18 protein-coding genes are annotated in these 16,849 nt (G+C 71.6%); 17 read left to right on the forward strand and 1 reads right to left on the reverse strand.

What is annotated here, in order from left to right:
- Positions 1 to 2 precede the first annotated feature (2 nt).
- The 15 genes from ACWGKJ_RS14985 (at position 3) to ACWGKJ_RS15055 (ending at position 13,764) form a co-directional block, all read left to right on the forward strand.
- Positions 3 to 1,640, forward strand: coding sequence for an acyl-CoA dehydrogenase family protein (locus ACWGKJ_RS14985; RefSeq protein WP_385016901.1), 1,638 nt, complete (start codon positions 3 to 5; stop codon positions 1,638 to 1,640).
- A gap of 442 nt (positions 1,641 to 2,082) precedes the next feature.
- Positions 2,083 to 3,384 (forward strand): GAF domain-containing protein, encoded by a 1,302-nt coding sequence (locus ACWGKJ_RS14990; protein ID WP_385016899.1) that lies wholly within the window; start codon positions 2,083 to 2,085, stop codon positions 3,382 to 3,384.
- 116 nt (positions 3,385 to 3,500) lie between these two features.
- Positions 3,501 to 4,079 carry a GNAT family N-acetyltransferase gene (locus tag ACWGKJ_RS14995; protein WP_385016896.1) on the forward strand — a complete coding sequence of 193 codons (579 nt, stop codon included), beginning with the start codon at positions 3,501 to 3,503 and terminating at the stop codon, positions 4,077 to 4,079.
- 170 nt (positions 4,080 to 4,249) lie between these two features.
- Positions 4,250 to 4,333 carry a putative leader peptide gene (locus tag ACWGKJ_RS15000; RefSeq protein ID WP_385017083.1) on the forward strand — a complete coding sequence of 28 codons (84 nt, stop codon included), beginning with the start codon at positions 4,250 to 4,252 and terminating at the stop codon, positions 4,331 to 4,333.
- Between the two features lie 175 nt (positions 4,334 to 4,508).
- Entirely contained in the window at positions 4,509 to 6,206 is a 1,698-nt protein-coding gene (locus tag ACWGKJ_RS15005) for a nitrite/sulfite reductase (protein WP_385016894.1), read from the forward strand.
- Positions 6,203 to 6,391 (forward strand): hypothetical protein, encoded by a 189-nt coding sequence (locus tag ACWGKJ_RS15010; RefSeq protein WP_385016891.1) that lies wholly within the window; start codon positions 6,203 to 6,205, stop codon positions 6,389 to 6,391. The genes ACWGKJ_RS15005 and ACWGKJ_RS15010 overlap by 4 nt, the downstream gene beginning before the upstream one ends.
- Positions 6,388 to 7,089, forward strand: a complete 702-nt coding sequence (locus tag ACWGKJ_RS15015) for a phosphoadenylyl-sulfate reductase (RefSeq protein WP_385016888.1) — start codon at positions 6,388 to 6,390, stop codon at positions 7,087 to 7,089. The genes ACWGKJ_RS15010 and ACWGKJ_RS15015 overlap by 4 nt, the downstream gene beginning before the upstream one ends.
- The gene (gene cysC / locus ACWGKJ_RS15020) at positions 7,089 to 7,658 is read left to right on the forward strand and encodes an adenylyl-sulfate kinase (protein ID WP_385016885.1); all 570 of its coding nucleotides are present in this window, start codon (positions 7,089 to 7,091) and stop codon (positions 7,656 to 7,658) included. The genes ACWGKJ_RS15015 and cysC overlap by 1 nt, the downstream gene beginning before the upstream one ends.
- A complete protein-coding gene (gene cysD, locus ACWGKJ_RS15025; protein ID WP_385016883.1) occupies positions 7,655 to 8,593 on the forward strand; it encodes a sulfate adenylyltransferase subunit CysD in 939 nt (312 codons plus the stop codon). Before cysC ends, cysD begins: the two co-directional genes overlap by 4 nt.
- Positions 8,594 to 9,952 carry a sulfate adenylyltransferase subunit 1 gene (locus ACWGKJ_RS15030; protein ID WP_385016881.1) on the forward strand — a complete coding sequence of 453 codons (1,359 nt, stop codon included), beginning with the start codon at positions 8,594 to 8,596 and terminating at the stop codon, positions 9,950 to 9,952.
- Positions 9,940 to 10,062, forward strand: coding sequence for a hypothetical protein (locus tag ACWGKJ_RS15035; protein ID WP_385017097.1), 123 nt, complete (start codon positions 9,940 to 9,942; stop codon positions 10,060 to 10,062). The genes ACWGKJ_RS15030 and ACWGKJ_RS15035 overlap by 13 nt, the downstream gene beginning before the upstream one ends.
- A gap of 136 nt (positions 10,063 to 10,198) precedes the next feature.
- A complete protein-coding gene (locus ACWGKJ_RS15040; RefSeq protein ID WP_385016878.1) occupies positions 10,199 to 11,311 on the forward strand; it encodes an aliphatic sulfonate ABC transporter substrate-binding protein in 1,113 nt (370 codons plus the stop codon).
- Positions 11,312 to 11,357: 46 nt separating this feature from the next.
- Positions 11,358 to 12,143 carry an ABC transporter ATP-binding protein gene (locus ACWGKJ_RS15045; RefSeq protein ID WP_385016875.1) on the forward strand — a complete coding sequence of 262 codons (786 nt, stop codon included), beginning with the start codon at positions 11,358 to 11,360 and terminating at the stop codon, positions 12,141 to 12,143.
- On the forward strand, positions 12,130 to 13,008 hold the full coding sequence (locus tag ACWGKJ_RS15050) for an ABC transporter permease (RefSeq protein WP_385016872.1): 879 nt from the start codon (positions 12,130 to 12,132) through the stop codon (positions 13,006 to 13,008). The genes ACWGKJ_RS15045 and ACWGKJ_RS15050 overlap by 14 nt, the downstream gene beginning before the upstream one ends.
- 6 nt (positions 13,009 to 13,014) lie before the next feature.
- Complete coding sequence (locus tag ACWGKJ_RS15055) at positions 13,015 to 13,764, forward strand: sirohydrochlorin chelatase (protein ID WP_385016870.1); 750 nt, start codon at positions 13,015 to 13,017, stop codon at positions 13,762 to 13,764.
- Positions 13,765 to 13,885: 121 nt separating this feature from the next.
- On the opposite strand, the gene ACWGKJ_RS15060 is transcribed toward ACWGKJ_RS15055, so the two are convergent.
- The gene (locus tag ACWGKJ_RS15060) at positions 13,886 to 14,911 is read right to left on the reverse strand and encodes a ketopantoate reductase family protein (protein WP_385016867.1); all 1,026 of its coding nucleotides are present in this window, start codon (positions 14,909 to 14,911) and stop codon (positions 13,886 to 13,888) included.
- Positions 14,912 to 15,156: 245 nt separating this feature from the next.
- Here ACWGKJ_RS15060 and ACWGKJ_RS15065 point away from each other — a divergent pair, with 245 nt between their 5' ends.
- On the forward strand, positions 15,157 to 15,780 hold the full coding sequence (locus ACWGKJ_RS15065; protein ID WP_385016866.1) for a hypothetical protein: 624 nt from the start codon (positions 15,157 to 15,159) through the stop codon (positions 15,778 to 15,780).
- Positions 15,781 to 15,826: 46 nt separating this feature from the next.
- Positions 15,827 to 16,441, forward strand: a complete 615-nt coding sequence (locus ACWGKJ_RS15070; protein ID WP_385016863.1) for a class F sortase — start codon at positions 15,827 to 15,829, stop codon at positions 16,439 to 16,441.
- The last annotated feature ends 408 nt before the right edge of the window (positions 16,442 to 16,849 follow it).

A 16,849-nucleotide genomic window follows, 5' to 3' on the forward strand; every position in this document is an offset into this window, starting at 1 on the left:
CCATGGCACCGAGCACTCACACAGTGACCAACCAGCCTCCGCCCCTGGTGGGGCATGACGTCTTCACCACCGACCGGGTCCTGGCCGAGGCGGTGGACCGGCACACCGCGCCGGCGCTCGCCACCGTCGTACGGGAGGAGCTGTCTCTGCTGGGCCGCAGCGCCGGATCGGCGCAGGCGCGGGAGTGGGGCTTCCAGGCGAACGAGAACCCGCCGCGGCTGCGGACCCACGACCGCTACGGGCACCGGATCGACGAGGTGGAGTTCCATCCGGCCTGGCACCGGCTGCTCGGCAAGGCCGTATCGGCGGGGCTGACGGACGCCTGGGGCCGGCCGGGCGGGCATGTGCGGCGGGCCGCCGGGTTCCTGGTGTGGTCGCAGGTCGAGGCGGGGCACGGCTGCCCGGTGTCGATGACCCATGCGGCGGTGCCGGCGCTGCGGGCGGATCCCGCGCTCGCGGCCGAGTGGGAGCCGCGGCTCACCTCGCATGTGTACGAACGCGGTCTGGGCGTCCCCGGCAGCAAGCCGGGGGCGCTGTTCGGGATGGCGATGACCGAGAAGCAGGGCGGCAGCGACGTCCGGGCCAACACGACCACCGCGGTGCCGGTCGACGGGGACGACGGCGCCTACGCGCTCACCGGGCACAAGTGGTTCTGCTCCGCGCCGATGTCCGACGGCTTCCTGGTGCTGGCGCAGGCGCAGGAGGGGCCGACCTGCTTCCTGGTGCCCCGGGTGCTGGCGGACGGGACGCGGAACGTCTTCGCGCTCCAACGGCTCAAGGACAAGCTCGGCAACCGGTCGAACGCGTCGGCCGAGGTCGAGTTCGAAGGAACGTGGGCGCGCCGGGTGGGTGACGAGGGCCGCGGGGTGCGCACCATCATCGAGATGGTCGCGGCGACCCGGCTCGACTGCGCCATCGGCTCCGCGGCGCTGATGCGCCAGGCGGTGGCGCAGGCGGTGCATCACGCCACCTACCGCAGGGCGTTCGGCGGTGAGTTGGTCGACAAGCCGCTGATGCGCAATGTGCTGGCCGATCTGGCGCTGGAGTCGGAGGCGGCGACGGTCCTGGCGATGCGGCTGGCCGCCGCGTACGACAGCGGTACGGAGGAGGAGCTGGCGTTCCTGCGGCTCGCGGTGCCCGCGGCCAAGTACTGGGTGACCAAACGCTGTACGCCGGTGGTGGCCGAGGCTCTCGAATGCCTGGGCGGCAACGGTTACGTGGAGGAGTCGGGGCTGCCGCGGCTGCTGCGCGAGTCCCCGCTCAACTCGGTCTGGGAGGGGTCGGGGAACGTACAGGCGCTGGATGTGCTGCGGGCGCTCCAGCGTGAGCCGCAGGCGCTCGACGCGTTCCTCCGCGAGGTGGGCAGGGCGCGGGGCGCCGATCACCGGCTGGACGGGGCGATCAGGGAGCTGCTCACCGAACTCGCCGATCTGGACGGAGTCGAGGGCCGTGCCCGCCGGGTCGCGGAGCGGATCGCGCTGGTGCTCCAGGGCTCGCTGCTGGTGCGCTGGGCGCCGCCGGAGGTCGCCGACGCGTTCTGCGCTTCCCGCCTCGGCGGCGACTGGGGCACGGCGTTCGGCACCCTGCCGCACACCCTGGATCTGGGGTCGGTCGTCGACCGGGCACGGGCCTGCGGGTAGCGGGCGGGGCCGGGACGGTCCGGGCGGCTTCGGGCCGGGACGGTCCGGGCAGGACAGCTCCGGACCGGGCCGTCGGGGCAGGGCTGGGCGGTACCGGACGGAGCGGCACGGCACGGGGCCAGCCGGGGTCGATGCTGCGCCGACACGGCACCACCCCGGCTGGGCCCCCACCTTCGTACAACGGGGTGCGGCTGCGCCAGGGTTGCAGACGGTTGCACCGGTTGTGCGGAGTGCGGTGCGCCCGGGCCGCCGGAGATGCACGATGAGGCACCGCACCGCCGGACCGGACCACCGGACCGGATCGCTGGACCGGACCGCTGGAACGGACCGCTGCACCGGACCGCTGGACCGGATCGCCGCACCGCTTGCACCGCATCGCTGGACCGCCGTACCGCACCGCTGGACCGCCCATTCGCGTCGTGGATCACATTCGGGAGTACCCATGAGGACCGGAGCCCCCAACGTCACCGGCCCGGTGGCCCGGCACACCGCTGAGAGCGCCCGTACGCTGCACTGCATACGTGAGGCGACGCTCTCGGGGGACCGTCCGGAGCTGGCGCCGCGCCCCGTCATCGGCGCGTCCTGGCAGCGGATGCTGCGCATCGGCCTGGACCCGGAGCGGGACACCAGCAGTGTGCTGCTGGGCGCGGACGAGCTGGAGCACCGGCGCCGGTCCACGGTCCTCGGTGAGCTGCTGCCGACGCTCAGCCGCGGGCTCGCCTCGGTCGCCGACGCGTCGATGCAGGTGATGGTGGTCACCGATGGCGACGGCCGGGTGCTGTGGCGGGAGGGCAACCGGGCCGTCCTGCGCCAGGCCGACGGTATCTGGCTCCAGGAGGGCGCCGCCTGGAGCGAGGGCTCCACCGGCACCAACGCGGTCGGCACCGTCCTGGCGACCGGCCAGACCGTCCAGGTGCACTCTGCCGAACACTTCGTCCGTACGCTGCGGGACTGGACCTGCGCCGCCGCGCCCGTCCAGGATCCGCGCGACGGGCGGCTGCTCGGGGTCATCGATGTCAGCGGCCCCGACTCGACGTTCCACCCGGCGATGCTCGCCCTGGTGGACTCGGTGGCCCGGCTGGCGGCGGCGGAGCTCCGGGACCGGCATCTGGACTCCGTCGAGCGGCTGCGGACGGTGGCGGCGCCGGTCCTGAACAGGGTGGGCGGCCGGGCCCTGGTGGTGGACGCGCACGGCTGGCCGGCCGCGGTGACCGGGATGCCGGCTGCCGGACGTCTGCCCCTGCCCAAGTCCTTCGGTCCCGGCCGGCTCTGGCTGCCCTCACTCGGGATGTGCACGGTGGAGCCGCTGCCCGGCGGCTGGCTGATCCGGGTGGACGAGGAGGGGCCGGGGCTGCGGCAGCAGGGCGGCGGGGCGGCGGCGAGCCGGGTCGTCCTCGATCTGAGCGGCAGCAGGCGCTGGTCGGTGACCGTGTCGGGGGCGTCCGGCAGCTGGACCCAGGACCTGACGCCCCGTCATGCGGAGGTCCTCTACGTACTGAGCCTGCACCGCGAGGGGCGTACCGCGGCCGAGCTGGCGGACGACCTGTTCGGCGACGCGACACGGACGGTGACGGTGCGCGCGGAGATGTCGCGGGTGCGCCGGGGTCTCGCAGAGGTGCTGGCACACCGCCCGTACCGTTTCGCCGAGGGGGTCGAGGTGGAGGTGAGGGGCCCGGCCGACCCGGCGGACCTGCTCCCCCATTCGTCGGCGCCCGCGGTGCGCCGGGCCGCGGTCCGGCGCTGAATCATCTCCTGACCGCAGCCCGGCATGCCGGAGAAGCGGACCCGCCGGCCGTTCCGCGCCAAGGGACCGCGGGGCTGCCGTGAGCCATGGCCCCGGCGCGTGATTCGCTGGCCCCCATGAAGAGCGAGAGCACCGTCACGGTCACCACCTGGTATCTGGAGCAGACCTCCCCCACCGATCTGCGCCCGGCCGCCGAGCCCGGCGGCGACCTCCGGATCGTGCGGGCCGAGGTCGCCTCCCCCGAGTTCAGCCGGTACCTCTACGCCTCCGTGGGCGGGGACATCCGCTGGACGGACCGGCTCTCGATGTCGTACGCCCAGTGGCAGGAGACGCTCGCCCGGCCGGGCACCGAGACCTGGGTGGCGTACGACCGGGGCACACCGGCCGGATACGTGGAGCTGTGCGCGCACGACGACGGGGCCGTGGAGATCATGTACTTCGGTCTGATCCCGGCCTTCCGGGGGCGGCGGATCGGCGGTCATCTGCTCACGTACGGTGTCAGGCGGGCCTGGGACCTCGCGGACCGCACCCCCGGGCGGCGGCCGACCGAGCGGGTCTGGGTGCACACCTGCAGCAAGGACGGCGCCCATGCGATGGACAACTATCTGAGCCGCGGGTTCCGGCTCTTCAGGACCGAGACCGCGCAGGAGCCGGACGCCGGGACGCCGGGGCCGTGGCCGGGCGCGGAGGTCTGACACCGACTCCGAGTACCGGGCCCGGAGGCCCGACACCGGCCCTGGGTGTGCCGGGCACGGACGCCCGCCACCAGGTGACCGGGACCACACCGTCTCACCATGCGGGACCATCTCGTCCGAATATTGGATAGTAGTGGACTGGCGTGAGATCGCCGTGCCACGCTTCCGTCATGTCTGGAACTGGAATTGCCTTGGTGAGTCGACGCCACGTCGACCTCGGCCGCCTGTCCAGCGCCATCTGTCCGGCGCGCTGATCTCCACCAGCCACGCCGTTTTCCCGCCGTCCCCGTCGTAGCGGACGAGCGAAGCCCCCGATGGGGTCTCCAGTTGTCCCACCGCCACCGTGCTCTGCCATGTACCGGCAGGTCACAGGGGTCCCTTCGGCTTGATCAACCGCCCCCTTGAGCCGCCACAGAAGGACGAAGCATCATGGCCGCCAGCCCTGGAACACCTCCGCCCGCCACGCCCCGACGCAAGGTGAGCCGGCACCGTGGCGAAGGCCAGTGGGCCAAGGGCCACTTCACCCCGCTGAACGGCAATGAGCAGACCAAGAAGGACGACGACGGTCTCAATGTGCGGACACGCATTGAGACGATCTACTCCAAGCGCGGCTTCGACTCCATCGACGGCGGCGATCTCCGCGGCCGGATGCGCTGGTGGGGCCTCTACACCCAGCGCAAGGAGGGGATCGACGGCGGCAAGACCGCGGTCCTTGAACCGGAGGAGCTGGACGCCGAGTTCTTCATGATGCGGGTCCGCATCGACGGCGGCCGTCTCACCACGGAGCAGCTGCGCGTCATCGGTGAGATCTCGCAGGAGTTCGCGCGCGGCACCGCCGACCTCACCGACCGGCAGAACATCCAGTTCCACTGGATCCGGATCGAGGACGTCCCCGAGATCTGGCGGCGCCTGGAGGAGGTCGGCCTCTCCACCACCGAGGCGTGCGGTGACACCCCTCGTACGATCCTCGGCTCCCCGGTGGCGGGTGTCGCCGAGAACGAGATCATCGACGGCACCTGGGCCATCGACGAGATCAACCGCCGCTTCATCGGCAACCCCGCCTTCTCCAATCTGCCGCGGAAGTTCAAGACCGCGATCTCCGGCTCCCCGCAGCTCGATGTGGCGCACGAGATCAACGACATCGCGTTCGTCGGTGTCGACCATCCCGACAACGGCCCCGGTTTCGACCTGTGGGTCGGCGGCGGGCTCTCCACCAACCCGAAGCTCGGGGTCCGGCTCGGCGCCTGGGTGCCGCTGGACGAGGTGCCCGATGTCTTCGAGGGCGTCATCTCGATCTTCCGGGACTACGGCTACCGCCGGCTGCGCACCCGCGCCCGGCTGAAGTTCCTGGTCGCCGACTGGGGCCCGGAGAAGTTCCGGCAGATCCTGGAGGACGAGTACCTCCAGCGGAAGCTGAGCGACGGCCCGGCGCCCGAGCAGCCCGCCGGCGTCTGGCGTGACCACCTCGGCGTGCACAAGCAGCGCGACGGCCGCTACTACATCGGCTTCGCGCCCCGCGTCGGACGGGTGGACGGCACGACCCTGACGAAGATCGCCGAGGTGGCCGAGGCGCACGGCTCGGGGCGGCTGCGGACCACCACCGAGCAGAAGATGATCGTGCTGGACATCGAGGAGTCGCAGGTCGGCCCGGTGGTCGCCGCACTCGAAGCGCTCGACCTCAAGGTGAACGCCTCGCCGTTCCGCCGCTCCACCATGGCCTGCACCGGGATCGAGTTCTGCAAGCTGGCGATCGTCGAGACCAAGGCGCGCGGTGCCTCGCTCATCGACGAACTGGAGCGCAGGATCCCGGAGTTCGACGAGCCGATCACCATCAACATCAACGGCTGCCCCAACGCCTGCGCCCGGATCCAGGTCGCCGACATCGGCCTCAAGGGCCAGCTGATGCTGGACGGCGACGGCAACCAGGTCGAGGGGTTCCAGGTGCACCTGGGCGGCGCACTGGGCCTGGACGCCGGATTCGGCCGCAAGGTCCGCGGGCTGAAGGTCACTTCGGACGAGCTGCCCGACTACGTGGAGCGGGTGCTGAAGAACTTCCAGGCCGAGCGCGCCGAGGGCGAGCGGTTCGCCACCTGGGCCGCGCGCGCGGACGCGGAGTCCCTGTCATGAGCGAGCGCGCGGCGCCGTTCTTCTGCCCGTACTGCGGGGACGAGGACCTGCGTCCCCACGAGGCGGGCCACGGCGCCTGGGAGTGCGCGGCGTGCAACCGCGCGTTCCACCTGAAGTTCCTCGGGCTGCTGGCCCGGGGGCTCCAGCACCAGCAGCCCAACAGCGGTGAAGGGGAAGGGATATGACCGGCACTCCGGAGACCGGGGATCCGAGGGCCCTCGCCGATCGCGCGGGCCGCGAACTGGAGGACGCGTCGCCCCTGGAGATCCTCCGCTGGGCGGCCGACACCTTCGGCAGCCGCTTCTGTGTGACCTCCTCCATGGAGGACGCGGTCGTGGCCCATCTGGCATCCCGCGCCTTCCCCGGGGTCGATGTCGTCTTCCTCGACACCGGCTACCACTTCCCGGAGACCATCGGCACCCGGGACGCGGTGGAGGCCGTGATGGACGTCAACGTCATCACTCTGCTGCCCTGGCAGAGCGTCGCCGAGCAGGACGCCGAGTACGGCCCGGAACTGCACGACCGGGACCCCGACCTGTGCTGCGCCCTGCGGAAGGTGAAGCCGCTGGAGGACGGGCTGAAGAACTACACGGCCTGGGCGACCGGGCTGCGCCGCGACGAGTCCCCCACCCGGGCGGGCACCCCCGTCGTCGGCTGGGACGAGAAGCGGCGGAAGGTCAAGATCTCCCCGATCGCCCGCTGGACGCAGGACGACGTGGAGGCGTACATCGCCGAGCACGGCGTCCTCACCAACCCGCTGCTGATGGACGGTTACCCCTCCATCGGCTGCGCCCCCTGCACCCGGCGGGTCGCCGACGGCGAGGACGCCCGCGCCGGCCGCTGGGCCGGCCGGAACAAGACCGAGTGCGGGCTGCACGGCTGATGACGAAGGATCAGGAGAACGAGATGACGACGGACCAGGGAGCCACCGTCTGGCTCACCGGTCTGCCGAGCGCGGGCAAGACCACCATCGCCCGTGAACTCGCGGACACCCTCCGCGGCGAGGGCCACCGGGTGGAGGTGCTCGACGGCGACGAGATCCGCGAGTTCCTCTCGGCGGGCCTCGGCTTCAGCCGCGAGGACCGGCACACCAACGTCCAGCGGATCGGCTTCGTCGCCGAACTGCTCGCGTCCCACGGCGTGAAGGCGCTGGTGCCGGTCATCGCACCGTACGCGGACAGCCGCGACGCGGTGCGCAAGCGCCACGCGAGCACCGGCACCGCCTATCTGGAGGTGCATGTCGCGACCCCGGTCGAGGTGTGCTCCGTACGCGATGTGAAGGGCCTGTACGCCAGGCAGGCGGCGGGCGAGATCTCCGGGCTCACCGGTGTCGACGACCCGTACGAGGCACCGGAGACCCCGGACCTGCGCATCGAGTCGCACACCCAGACCGTGCAGGAGTCCGCAGCGGCGCTGCACGCGCTGCTCACCGAGAGGGGCCTGGCCCGATGACGACCACCGCCGCCACTGTCACCGAAGGCACCGACAGCCCGTTCGCCCTGAGCCACCTGGACGCCCTGGAGTCCGAGGCCGTCCACATCTTCCGCGAGGTCGCGGGCGAGTTCGAGCGGCCGGTGATCCTCTTCTCCGGCGGCAAGGACTCCATCGTCATGCTGCATCTGGCGCTGAAGGCGTTCGCCCCTGCGGCGGTGCCGTTCGCGCTGCTGCACGTCGACACCGGGCACAACTTCCCCGAGGTGCTGGCCTACCGCGACCGTGTGGTGGCCGAGCACGGGCTGCGGCTCCATGTGGCCTCCGTCCAGGAGTACATCGACGCCGGGACGCTGCGTGAGCGGCCCGACGGGCTGCGCAACCCGCTCCAGACGGTCCCCCTGACCGAGGGCATCCAGCAGCACCGTTTCGACGCGGTGTTCGGCGGCGGGCGCCGCGACGAGGAGAAGGCGCGCGCCAAGGAGCGGGTCTTCTCGCTGCGCGACGAGTTCTCCCAGTGGGACCCGCGCCGCCAGCGTCCCGAGCTGTGGCAGCTCTACAACGGCCGCCACGCGCCGGGCGAGCACGTCCGGGTCTTCCCGCTCTCCAACTGGACCGAGCTGGACGTCTGGCAGTACATCGAGCGCGAGAAGATCGCCCTCCCGGAGATCTACTTCGCGCACGAGCGCGAGGTGTTCAAGCGGTCCGGGATGTGGCTGACCCCCGGCGAGTGGGGCGGCCCCAAGGAGACCGAGACCGTCGAGACCCGGCTGGTGCGCTACCGCACCGTCGGCGACATGTCCTGCACCGGCGCGGTCGACTCCGACGCCACCACGCTCGAAGCCGTGATCACCGAGATCGCCGCCTCCCGGCTGACCGAGCGGGGCGCGACCCGCGCCGACGACAAGATGTCCGAGGCAGCGATGGAAGACCGCAAGCGCGAGGGGTACTTCTAAATGACCACGTCAACCGACCGGTCGGCCGAGCAGGTGTCGGCCACCACTCTGCTGCGCTTCGCCACCGCGGGCTCCGTCGACGACGGCAAGTCCACCCTGGTGGGACGGCTGCTGCACGACTCCAAGTCGATCTTCACCGACCAGCTGGAGGCCGTGGAGCAGGCGTCGATCGGACGCGGCCAGGAGACCCCCGACCTGGCGCTGCTCACCGACGGGCTGCGCGCCGAGCGCGAACAGGGCATCACCATCGATGTCGCCTACCGCTACTTCGCCACGCCCCGGCGCCGGTTCATCCTCGCGGACACCCCGGGCCATGTGCAGTACACCCGGAACATGGTGACCGGCGCGTCCACCGCCGAGCTGGCCGTGGTGCTGGTCGACGCCCGTAACGGCGTGGTCGAGCAGACCCGCCGCCATGCCGCGGTCGCCGCGCTGCTGCGGGTGCCGCATGTGGTGCTCGCCGTGAACAAGATGGACCTGGTCGACTACGCGGAGCCGGTGTTCGCCGCCATAGCCGAGGAGTTCACCGCGTACGCGGCATCCCTCGGTGTCCCGGAGATCACCGCGATCCCGATCTCCGCGCTGGCCGGTGACAATGTGGTGGAGCCATCCGCCCATATGGACTGGTACGGCGGCCCGACCGTGCTCGAACATCTGGAGACGGTCCCTTCGAGCCATGACCTCACCGGCTGCAGGGCCCGCTTCCCCGTCCAGTACGTCATCCGCCCGCAGACCGCCGCGCACCCCGACTACCGCGGCTACGCGGGCCAGATCGCCTCGGGCGCGCTGCGGGTCGGCGAGGCGGTCACGGTACTGCCGTCGGGCCGTACGTCGACGATCGCCGGTATCGACGTGCTGGGGCAGAGCGCGGACATCGCGTGGGCCCCGCAGTCGGTGACCGTACGGCTCACCGACGATCTGGACATCTCTCGCGGCGATCTGATCGCCCCGGCCGATGACGCCCCGGTGCCGACCCAGGACGTGCGGGCGACGGTCTGCCATGTGGCCGACTCGGCGCTCTCGGTGGGCCAGCGGGTGCTGCTCAAGCACACCACCCGTACGGTCAAGGCGATCGTCAGGGAGATCCCGTCCCGGCTCACCCTGGACGACCTGTCCCAGCACCCGGAGCCCGGCCGGCTGGTCGCCAACGACATCGGCCGGGTGGTCATCCGCACCGCCGAGCCGCTGGCGCTCGACGCCTACGCGGACTCCCGGCGCACCGGCTCCTTCCTGCTGATCGACCCGGCCGACGGCACCACGCTGGCCGCCGGGATGGCGGGCGACGCCTTCGCCGTCACGGCGCAGGCCCCGGCCGACACCGCGGGGGCCGCGCAGGACGAGACCGGGTGGGACTTCTGACGATGGCCCTGTACGCGCTGGACATCTACGCGACCTTCGCGAAGGAGGGCGGCCGCATCGGCAGCGGCGCTCTCGGGAGCGGGCAGGGCGGGGTCGGGCGATGTGCGTGAAGGCGTACGCGCACTGCCTGCGCGCCCGGACGCACCACTCGCCGCGACCGACCCGGCGAAGACCCGCACCACCAGCCGACCGCCCGGCGGTGTCCTGAGGGACGCCCCCACCGGGCCACCGAGAGGAAGACCTCCCGTGCCTGCCACTCTGCCCCTGCGCCGCGGCCTCGCCGCTGCCGCCGCCCTTCCGCTGCTGGCCGTGGCGCTCACCGCCTGCGGCTACGGATCGGCCAAGTCCGACGACGACACGGGCAAGTCCCACGTCGCGGCCGGGGCCAAGAAGCTCTCCGCCGACTCGGTGAAGATCGGCTACTTCCCGAATCTCACCCATGCCACCGCGCTCGTCGGCGACCAGCGGGGGATATTCCAGCAGGAGTTGGGCGGGACCCGGCTCAAGGCGTCCACCTTCAACGCGGGCCCGTCCGAGATCGAGGCGCTCAACTCGGGCTCGATCGACATCGGCTGGATCGGCCCGTCCCCGGCGATCAACGGCTACACCAAGTCCCAGGGCAAGAGCCTGCGGATCATCGGCGGCTCCGCTTCCGGCGGGGTCAAACTGGTGGTCAACCCGAAGAAGATCAAGTCCCTGGACGACGTCAAGGGCAAGAAGATCGCCACCCCGCAGCTCGGCAACACCCAGGACGTCGCGTTCCTCAACTGGATCGCGAGCAAGGGCTGGAAGACCGATCCCACCAGTGGCAAGGGTGATGTCTCCGTCGTCCGTACGGACAACAAGGTGACCCCGGACGCATACGCGTCCGGCTCCATCGACGGGGCGTGGGTGCCGGAGCCGACCGCGTCGAAGCTGGTGCAGCAGGGCGCCAAGGTGCTGCTCGACGAGAGCGACCTGTGGCCGCAGAAGAAGTTCGTGATCACCAACATCGTGGTGTCGCAGAAGTTCCTCAAGGAGCACCCGGACGTCGTCGAGGCCGTGCTGCGCGGTTCGGTGAAGACCAACGCCTGGATCAAGGCCCACCCGGACGCGGCGAAGGCCTCGGCCAACGCGGCGCTGAAGAAGCTGTCGGGCAAGGCGCTGCCCGCCGATGTGCTCGACCCGGCGTGGAAGTCCATCCAGACCACCGACGACCCGCTCGCTGCGACGCTCGACACGGAGGCGGACCACGCGGTCAAGGCAGGTCTGCTGTCGAAGCCCGACCTCAAGGGCATCTACGACCTGCGGCCGCTCGACAAGGTCCTGAAGGCAGCCGGACGCCCGGCGGTCCCCGATGCCGGTCTCGGCGTCAAGTAACCCCGGACAAACCCGGATCCAGCCCCGTTCCCAGGAGGTGACGACCATGGCCACAGCAATCGCCGAGTCCGACGACCGGACCGATGTGACCCACGCGGCCCGTATCGGCCACGTCTCGAAGTCCTTCGGCGGACCCGCCGGGCAGCCCGTACTCGACGACATCACCCTCGACGTGGCGCCGGGCGAGTTCGTCACGCTCCTGGGGGCGTCCGGCTGTGGAAAGTCCACCCTGCTCAATCTGGTCGCCGGACTCGACGCACCGACCTCGGGGACCATCACGACCCCGGGCGGGCGGCCCGCGCTGATGTTCCAGGAGCACGCGCTGTTCCCGTGGCTGACCGCGGGCAAGAACATCGAGCTGGCGCTGCGGCTGCGGGGCGTGCCCCGGGCCGGCCGGCGGGACGAGGCGGAGCGGCTGCTCTCCCTCGTACGTCTCGATGGCGCGTACGCCAAGCGGGTGCACGAGCTGTCCGGCGGGATGCGCCAGCGGGTGGCGCTGGCGCGGGCGCTGGCCCAGGACAGCCAACTGCTGCTGATGGACGAGCCGTTCGCCGCGCTCGACGCCATCACCCGCGATGTGCTGCACGACGAACTGACCCGGATCTGGCGCGAGACGAGCGTCTCGGTCCTCTTCGTCACCCACAACGTGCGCGAGGCGGTGCGGCTCGCCGAGCGGGTGGTGCTGCTCTCCTCGCGTCCCGGCCGGGTGGCGCGCGAGTGGGCGGTGGACATTCCGCATCCGCGCCGGATCGAGGACTCCGCGGTGGCGGAGCTCTCGGTGGAGATAACGGAGCAACTGCGTGGGGAGATCCGCCGACATGGCCGACACTGACGTCAGGACGGACGAGCTGGCCGGCCTGGAAGCGGGCCTGGACGCGCTCGACACCGTACGGGTGGACCGGGTCCCGGTCCGTCAGGTGCTGGTGGGGAAGGTGCTGCCGCCCGCCCTTGCGGTGGTGCTCGTACTGGTGGTCTGGCAGCTGCTGATCTGGGCGAAGGTCACCGACAGCTACAAGCTGCCCTCGCCCGGCCAGGTGTGGGGTGAGGTCTCCGACGCCTGGGCGCAGGGCACCCTGCTCGGCTATATCTGGACGAGCGTCTCGCGCGGTCTGCTGGGCTTCCTGCTGGCGCTGGTGATCGGCACCCCGCTGGGACTGCTGGTGGCGCGGGTGAAGTTCGTCCGCGCGGCGATCGGCCCGATCCTCTCCGGGCTGCAGTCCCTGCCGTCCGTCGCCTGGGTGCCGCCCGCGGTGATCTGGCTGGGGCTCGACGACACCATGATGTACGCGGTGATCCTGCTGGGCGCGGTGCCCTCGATCGCCAACGGCCTGGTCTCCGGCATCGACCAGGTGCCGCCGCTCTATCTGCGGGCCGGCCGGACGCTCGGCGCGTCGGGTCTGCGCGGCACCTGGCATGTGGTGCTGCCCGCCGCACTGCCCGGCTATCTGGCGGGTCTGAAGCAGGGCTGGGCGTTCTCCTGGCGGTCGCTGATGGCCGCCGAGATCATCGCCTCGTCGCCCGATCTGGGCGTGGGGCTCGGACAGTTGCTGGAGCAGGGCCGGGAGACCAGCAGCATGTCGATGGTCTTCCTGGCCATCTTCCTGATCCTCATCGTCGGTATCGCCATCGATCTGATCGTCTTCAGCCCGCTGGAGCGTCGTGTGCTGCGCAGCCGCGGTCTGTTGGTCAGGAGCTGACGCGGAATGTACGACGACCGTCCGGTCCTGCTCGTCGTCGCGCACGGCAGCCGCGACCCCCGGCATGCGGCGACCGTCCACGCGCTGGCCCGGCGGGCGCGTTCGCTGCGTCCCGGGGTCCGGGTGGAGACGGCGTTCCTGGACTTCGCCGCGCCGTCGGTCCCGCGGGTGCTCGAACGGCTGGCGTCCGACGGCGTACGCGATGTGGTGGCGCTCCCCCTCCTGCTGACCCGGGCCTTCCATGCCAAGTGGGACATCCCGGGGGTGCTGCGCGAGGCACCGGCCGGGATGCGGATACGCCAGGCGGAGGTGCTCGGCCCGTCCCCGCTGCTGCTGACCGCGCTGGAACGGCGGTTGTACGAGGCGGGGCTCAGCCCCTCCCAGAGGCGCTCGACGGGGCTGGTCCTGGCCTCGGCGGGCTCCACGGACCCGGAGGCGATCGCAGTGATCGCTGAAATTGCGCGGGAGCTGCGGAACACCGGTTGGTGCGCCGTGCGGCCTGCGTTCGCCTCCGCTGCCCTGCCCCGCACCGAGGACGCGGTGCGTGAACTGCGGGCCTGCGGTGTCGGCCGGGTCGCGGTGGCGCCCTATGTCATCGCACCGGGCCGACTGCCGGACCGTATCGCGGCGGGGGCGCGTGCGGCCCGCGCCGATGTGCTGTCCGGGGTGCTGGGCGCCGGCGGAGAGCTGGCCCGGCTGCTGCTGACCCGCTACGACGAGGCGCGGACGCGTGAACCTGCGGCCCTGAGCGCCTGATATCCGCTTGCCCGGCCTCGTGCCGTCCGGCCGCAGCGCGTACGCGGTAGCTGCGGACCGGTGAACCAGCCCGGCGGGCCACTTGGGGCGCGATTCGGTGGGCCACCGCGGTCGGCCGGACTCAGCGGCGCTCCTCCTCGGCCACCAGCGCGGCCAGTTCGGCGACCGGCATGGAGCCCGCGGGCCGGCGTTCCCGGGCGAAGGCGTTCGCCACCCGCTGGAGCACCGCGTTGACCGGGGTCGGTACGCCGTGCTCCCGCCCCAGCAGGGCGATCTCGCCGTTGAGGAAGTCGGCCTCGATGGTGCCGGTGCCCCGGCTGAGGCTCTGCCAGGAGGAACCGCCGCCGCGCGGCTGCCCCTCGACCGGCAGCAGGGTGATCTTGTCCCCGCGGATCCGCTGCTGCTCATCGGCGCTCGCCGCCGCGATCCCGGCTGCCGCGTAGACCGCGCGCCCCTCGGCCTCCGCCTTCCTCTGGAGCTCCTCCATGACGACGTCGACCTCGGGGTCGGCGCCGTACAGGCCGCAGGCCGCCTGGAGTGAATTCACCAGGTTCGAGAGGAGTTTGGCGTACTTCCAGCGCATCACGTCCGCGGCGACCGGTGCCTCGAAGGGGGCCTTCTCCAGGTCCGCCGAGATCTGCTCTGCGGTGCTGTCCGCGCCCGAGGGGTAGCGGCCGATGTGCAGTATCCCGCTGAGCGGTGAGCCGGCCGCCGCGACGGAGCCCGGCTCCAGGAAGGTGGCGGGCAGCCAGACGCACATGCCGTACACCCGGCGGAAACGGCGCAGGGCCAGGCGTTCGCTCTCCACGCCGTTCTGCGCGCAGACCAGGGGGAGCACATCGGCCGCCGTCGCACCGGTCCCGGCCACCGGGCGCGGGCCCCAGGCGTCCAGGGCGGCGACGCTGTCCTGTGTCTTCACGGTCAGGACCAGGACGTCATCGGGACGCAGTTCCACCGCCTCGGGCCCTTCCGCGACCGGCAGGGCGAGTGTGCGGGTACCTTCCGGGGTCGCGATCCGCAGTCCGCCGTCCCGCAGTGCCTCGTAGTGCGCCCCGCGGGCCACCAGGACCACGTCGCTGCCGCTCTCGGCAAGCCGTCCGCCGATGGTGCCGCCCACGGCACCCGCCCCGATGATGATGTAGCGCACCGTAGCTCCGTTGTCATGTCCGCAGGCCAGGAGGGCGCCGGACCTGACGACCCCGTTGCAGCATAGCCATCCGTCTCACCCGGTTCCGAGCGCGGGGAGGGGCGCGACCGTGGCCCGGCCGTGCGCCGAATGGGGCTTATTCGGCGCTTACTTCCGTGGCTTCCTTCGCTTTTCCGGCCAGATGTGACAAGTACTCAGGTGTCAGCTACTTGTATGACAATCACCCCGGCTTGAAGGAGCTTCGCGTGACCACCACCAGCCCCTCCTCCCCTCTCGTCCCCGCCGCCCGCACGAGCATGGCCGCCCTGGCCGCCCTGGCCCTCGCGGGAGTCTCACTGGTCGGAGCCACGTCTGCCGCCGCCGCCCCCGGCGACAGCGGCGAGCTGCGCATTCACAAGCCGGGAATGAGCGCGAGCGACTCCCGGAACGAGACCAGGGTCTGCAGGTTCAACCTGGCTGCCGCCAACTTCGGGCCGGACCTGGCGGCCATCCCGTGGACGATCAAGCCGGCCCCGCCGAACCCGAACCTGCCCTCCCTGGTCAGCAGTCTCCCGGTACTGAACGGCAGCGGAACCACCACCAACCTCACGCTCCCCAACGGCCAGTACCAGCTCACCTACACCGCGCCGGGCGCCGCGTCGAAGAGTTTCAGAGTCGACTGCCCCCGAGGCCACTCCGGGAGCCCCGCGGTCAGTCACGGGACACCGTCCGGCGCCGTGCACGCCGGGGGCGGCGGTGTTCCCGACCTCCGGAGCACCGCGGCCGACACCGGCTCCCCCGTCGGGCCCCTGCTCGTCACGGGCGCGCTCGGAGCAGCCGGGCTGATCTTCGTCCGCCGTGCCCGCCGTCGCGTCCATGGTGCGGCGTAACCCGCCCCACCGCCGCCGGGGACCAAGCCGCGCCTGCCGTCTCTCCATGACGGCGAGCGTGACGTTCTCGCTGGTGACCGGTGTCGTCTGGGCGTGCAGCGATTCGCCCGACGCACCGCCGGTCACCAGCGCGGCGACCGCACCGCACCCCGGTCCGCCCGCTGCCGCGGCACACGCGCCCCTGCCGCCCGCGGCGCCGACGAAGCTGGCCATTCCCTCCCTGGTCATCGAAGCGCCGGTCATCCGGCTGAAACTCGACCGGCAGGGCCGGCTGAACACACCACCGATGAGCAGACCCCACGAGGTCGGCTGGTACCAGGGCGGTCCGGCCCCCGGGGCGACCGGCACATCGGTGATCGTCGGGCACCGGGACACCCGCACCGGAGCCGCCATCTTCCTGAACCTGAACGCTCTGCACCCCGGTGATCTCGTCGACGTCACACGCGCCGACCACCGCACGGCGGTCTTCACCGTCGACTCGGTGAAGACGTACAAGAAGAAGGACTTCCCCGACGCCAAGGTCTACGGCAACACCGGCCGGCCCGAACTGCGGCTGCTGACCTGCGGCGGCACCTTCGACAAGAAGAGCGGCTACGGGGCAAACGTGGTCGTGTTCGCCCATCTTGAGAACGTCAGGCCCCCGCACGCCGGAAGGGCCTGACCGGGGAGGCGGGGCCGGGAAGGCGCGGTCGGGAAGGCGCGGTCGGGATGTACGTCCGGGAGGCACGGTCGGGATGTACGTCCGGGAGGCGCGGTCGGGAAGGCGCGGTCGGGATGTACCTCCGGGAGGCGCGACCGGGGAGACGTGACCGGAAAGACATGACGGCCGCCCTTGCGACGTCCGGGCCCCTCAGCCGCTCACGGATGGCCGGGGGGCCTTCCGCATGCCCGCTCCGCACGGCGCCATCGGCCCCCCTGGACCGTCGGCGGCCCGGCAGCCGGGCAGGTCGGCTCGCCGTGGCAGGAGGGTAGGATCCGGTGTGTCGGCCCGGACACGATTACCGCCGACCAGCCGGCCTGAACAGGCGCCCTCCCTGACCGGGATCGCCTCGGTGCAGAGCCACTGCCG

The organism is Streptomyces sp. NPDC054757, from assembly GCF_053612185.1.

Coding starts and splice junctions, on each gene's coding strand:
- ACWGKJ_RS14990 (WP_385016899.1), top strand. CDS start 2,083: ATGAGGACCGGAGCCCCCAACGTCACCGGCCCGGTGGCCCGGCACACC.
- ACWGKJ_RS15055 (WP_385016870.1), top strand. CDS start 13,015: ATGTACGACGACCGTCCGGTCCTGCTCGTCGTCGCGCACGGCAGCCGC.
- ACWGKJ_RS15030 (WP_385016881.1), top strand. CDS start 8,594: ATGACCACGTCAACCGACCGGTCGGCCGAGCAGGTGTCGGCCACCACT.
- ACWGKJ_RS15045 (WP_385016875.1), top strand. CDS start 11,358: ATGGCCACAGCAATCGCCGAGTCCGACGACCGGACCGATGTGACCCAC.
- cysC (WP_385016885.1), top strand. CDS start 7,089: ATGACGAAGGATCAGGAGAACGAGATGACGACGGACCAGGGAGCCACC.
- cysD (WP_385016883.1), top strand. CDS start 7,655: ATGACGACCACCGCCGCCACTGTCACCGAAGGCACCGACAGCCCGTTC.
- ACWGKJ_RS15005 (WP_385016894.1), top strand. CDS start 4,509: ATGGCCGCCAGCCCTGGAACACCTCCGCCCGCCACGCCCCGACGCAAG.
- ACWGKJ_RS15050 (WP_385016872.1), top strand. CDS start 12,130: ATGGCCGACACTGACGTCAGGACGGACGAGCTGGCCGGCCTGGAAGCG.
- ACWGKJ_RS15000 (WP_385017083.1), top strand. CDS start 4,250: ATGTCTGGAACTGGAATTGCCTTGGTGAGTCGACGCCACGTCGACCTC.
- ACWGKJ_RS15010 (WP_385016891.1), top strand. CDS start 6,203: ATGAGCGAGCGCGCGGCGCCGTTCTTCTGCCCGTACTGCGGGGACGAG.
- ACWGKJ_RS14985 (WP_385016901.1), top strand. CDS start 3: ATGGCACCGAGCACTCACACAGTGACCAACCAGCCTCCGCCCCTGGTG.
- ACWGKJ_RS14995 (WP_385016896.1), top strand. CDS start 3,501: ATGAAGAGCGAGAGCACCGTCACGGTCACCACCTGGTATCTGGAGCAG.
- ACWGKJ_RS15070 (WP_385016863.1), top strand. CDS start 15,827: ATGACGGCGAGCGTGACGTTCTCGCTGGTGACCGGTGTCGTCTGGGCG.
- ACWGKJ_RS15015 (WP_385016888.1), top strand. CDS start 6,388: ATGACCGGCACTCCGGAGACCGGGGATCCGAGGGCCCTCGCCGATCGC.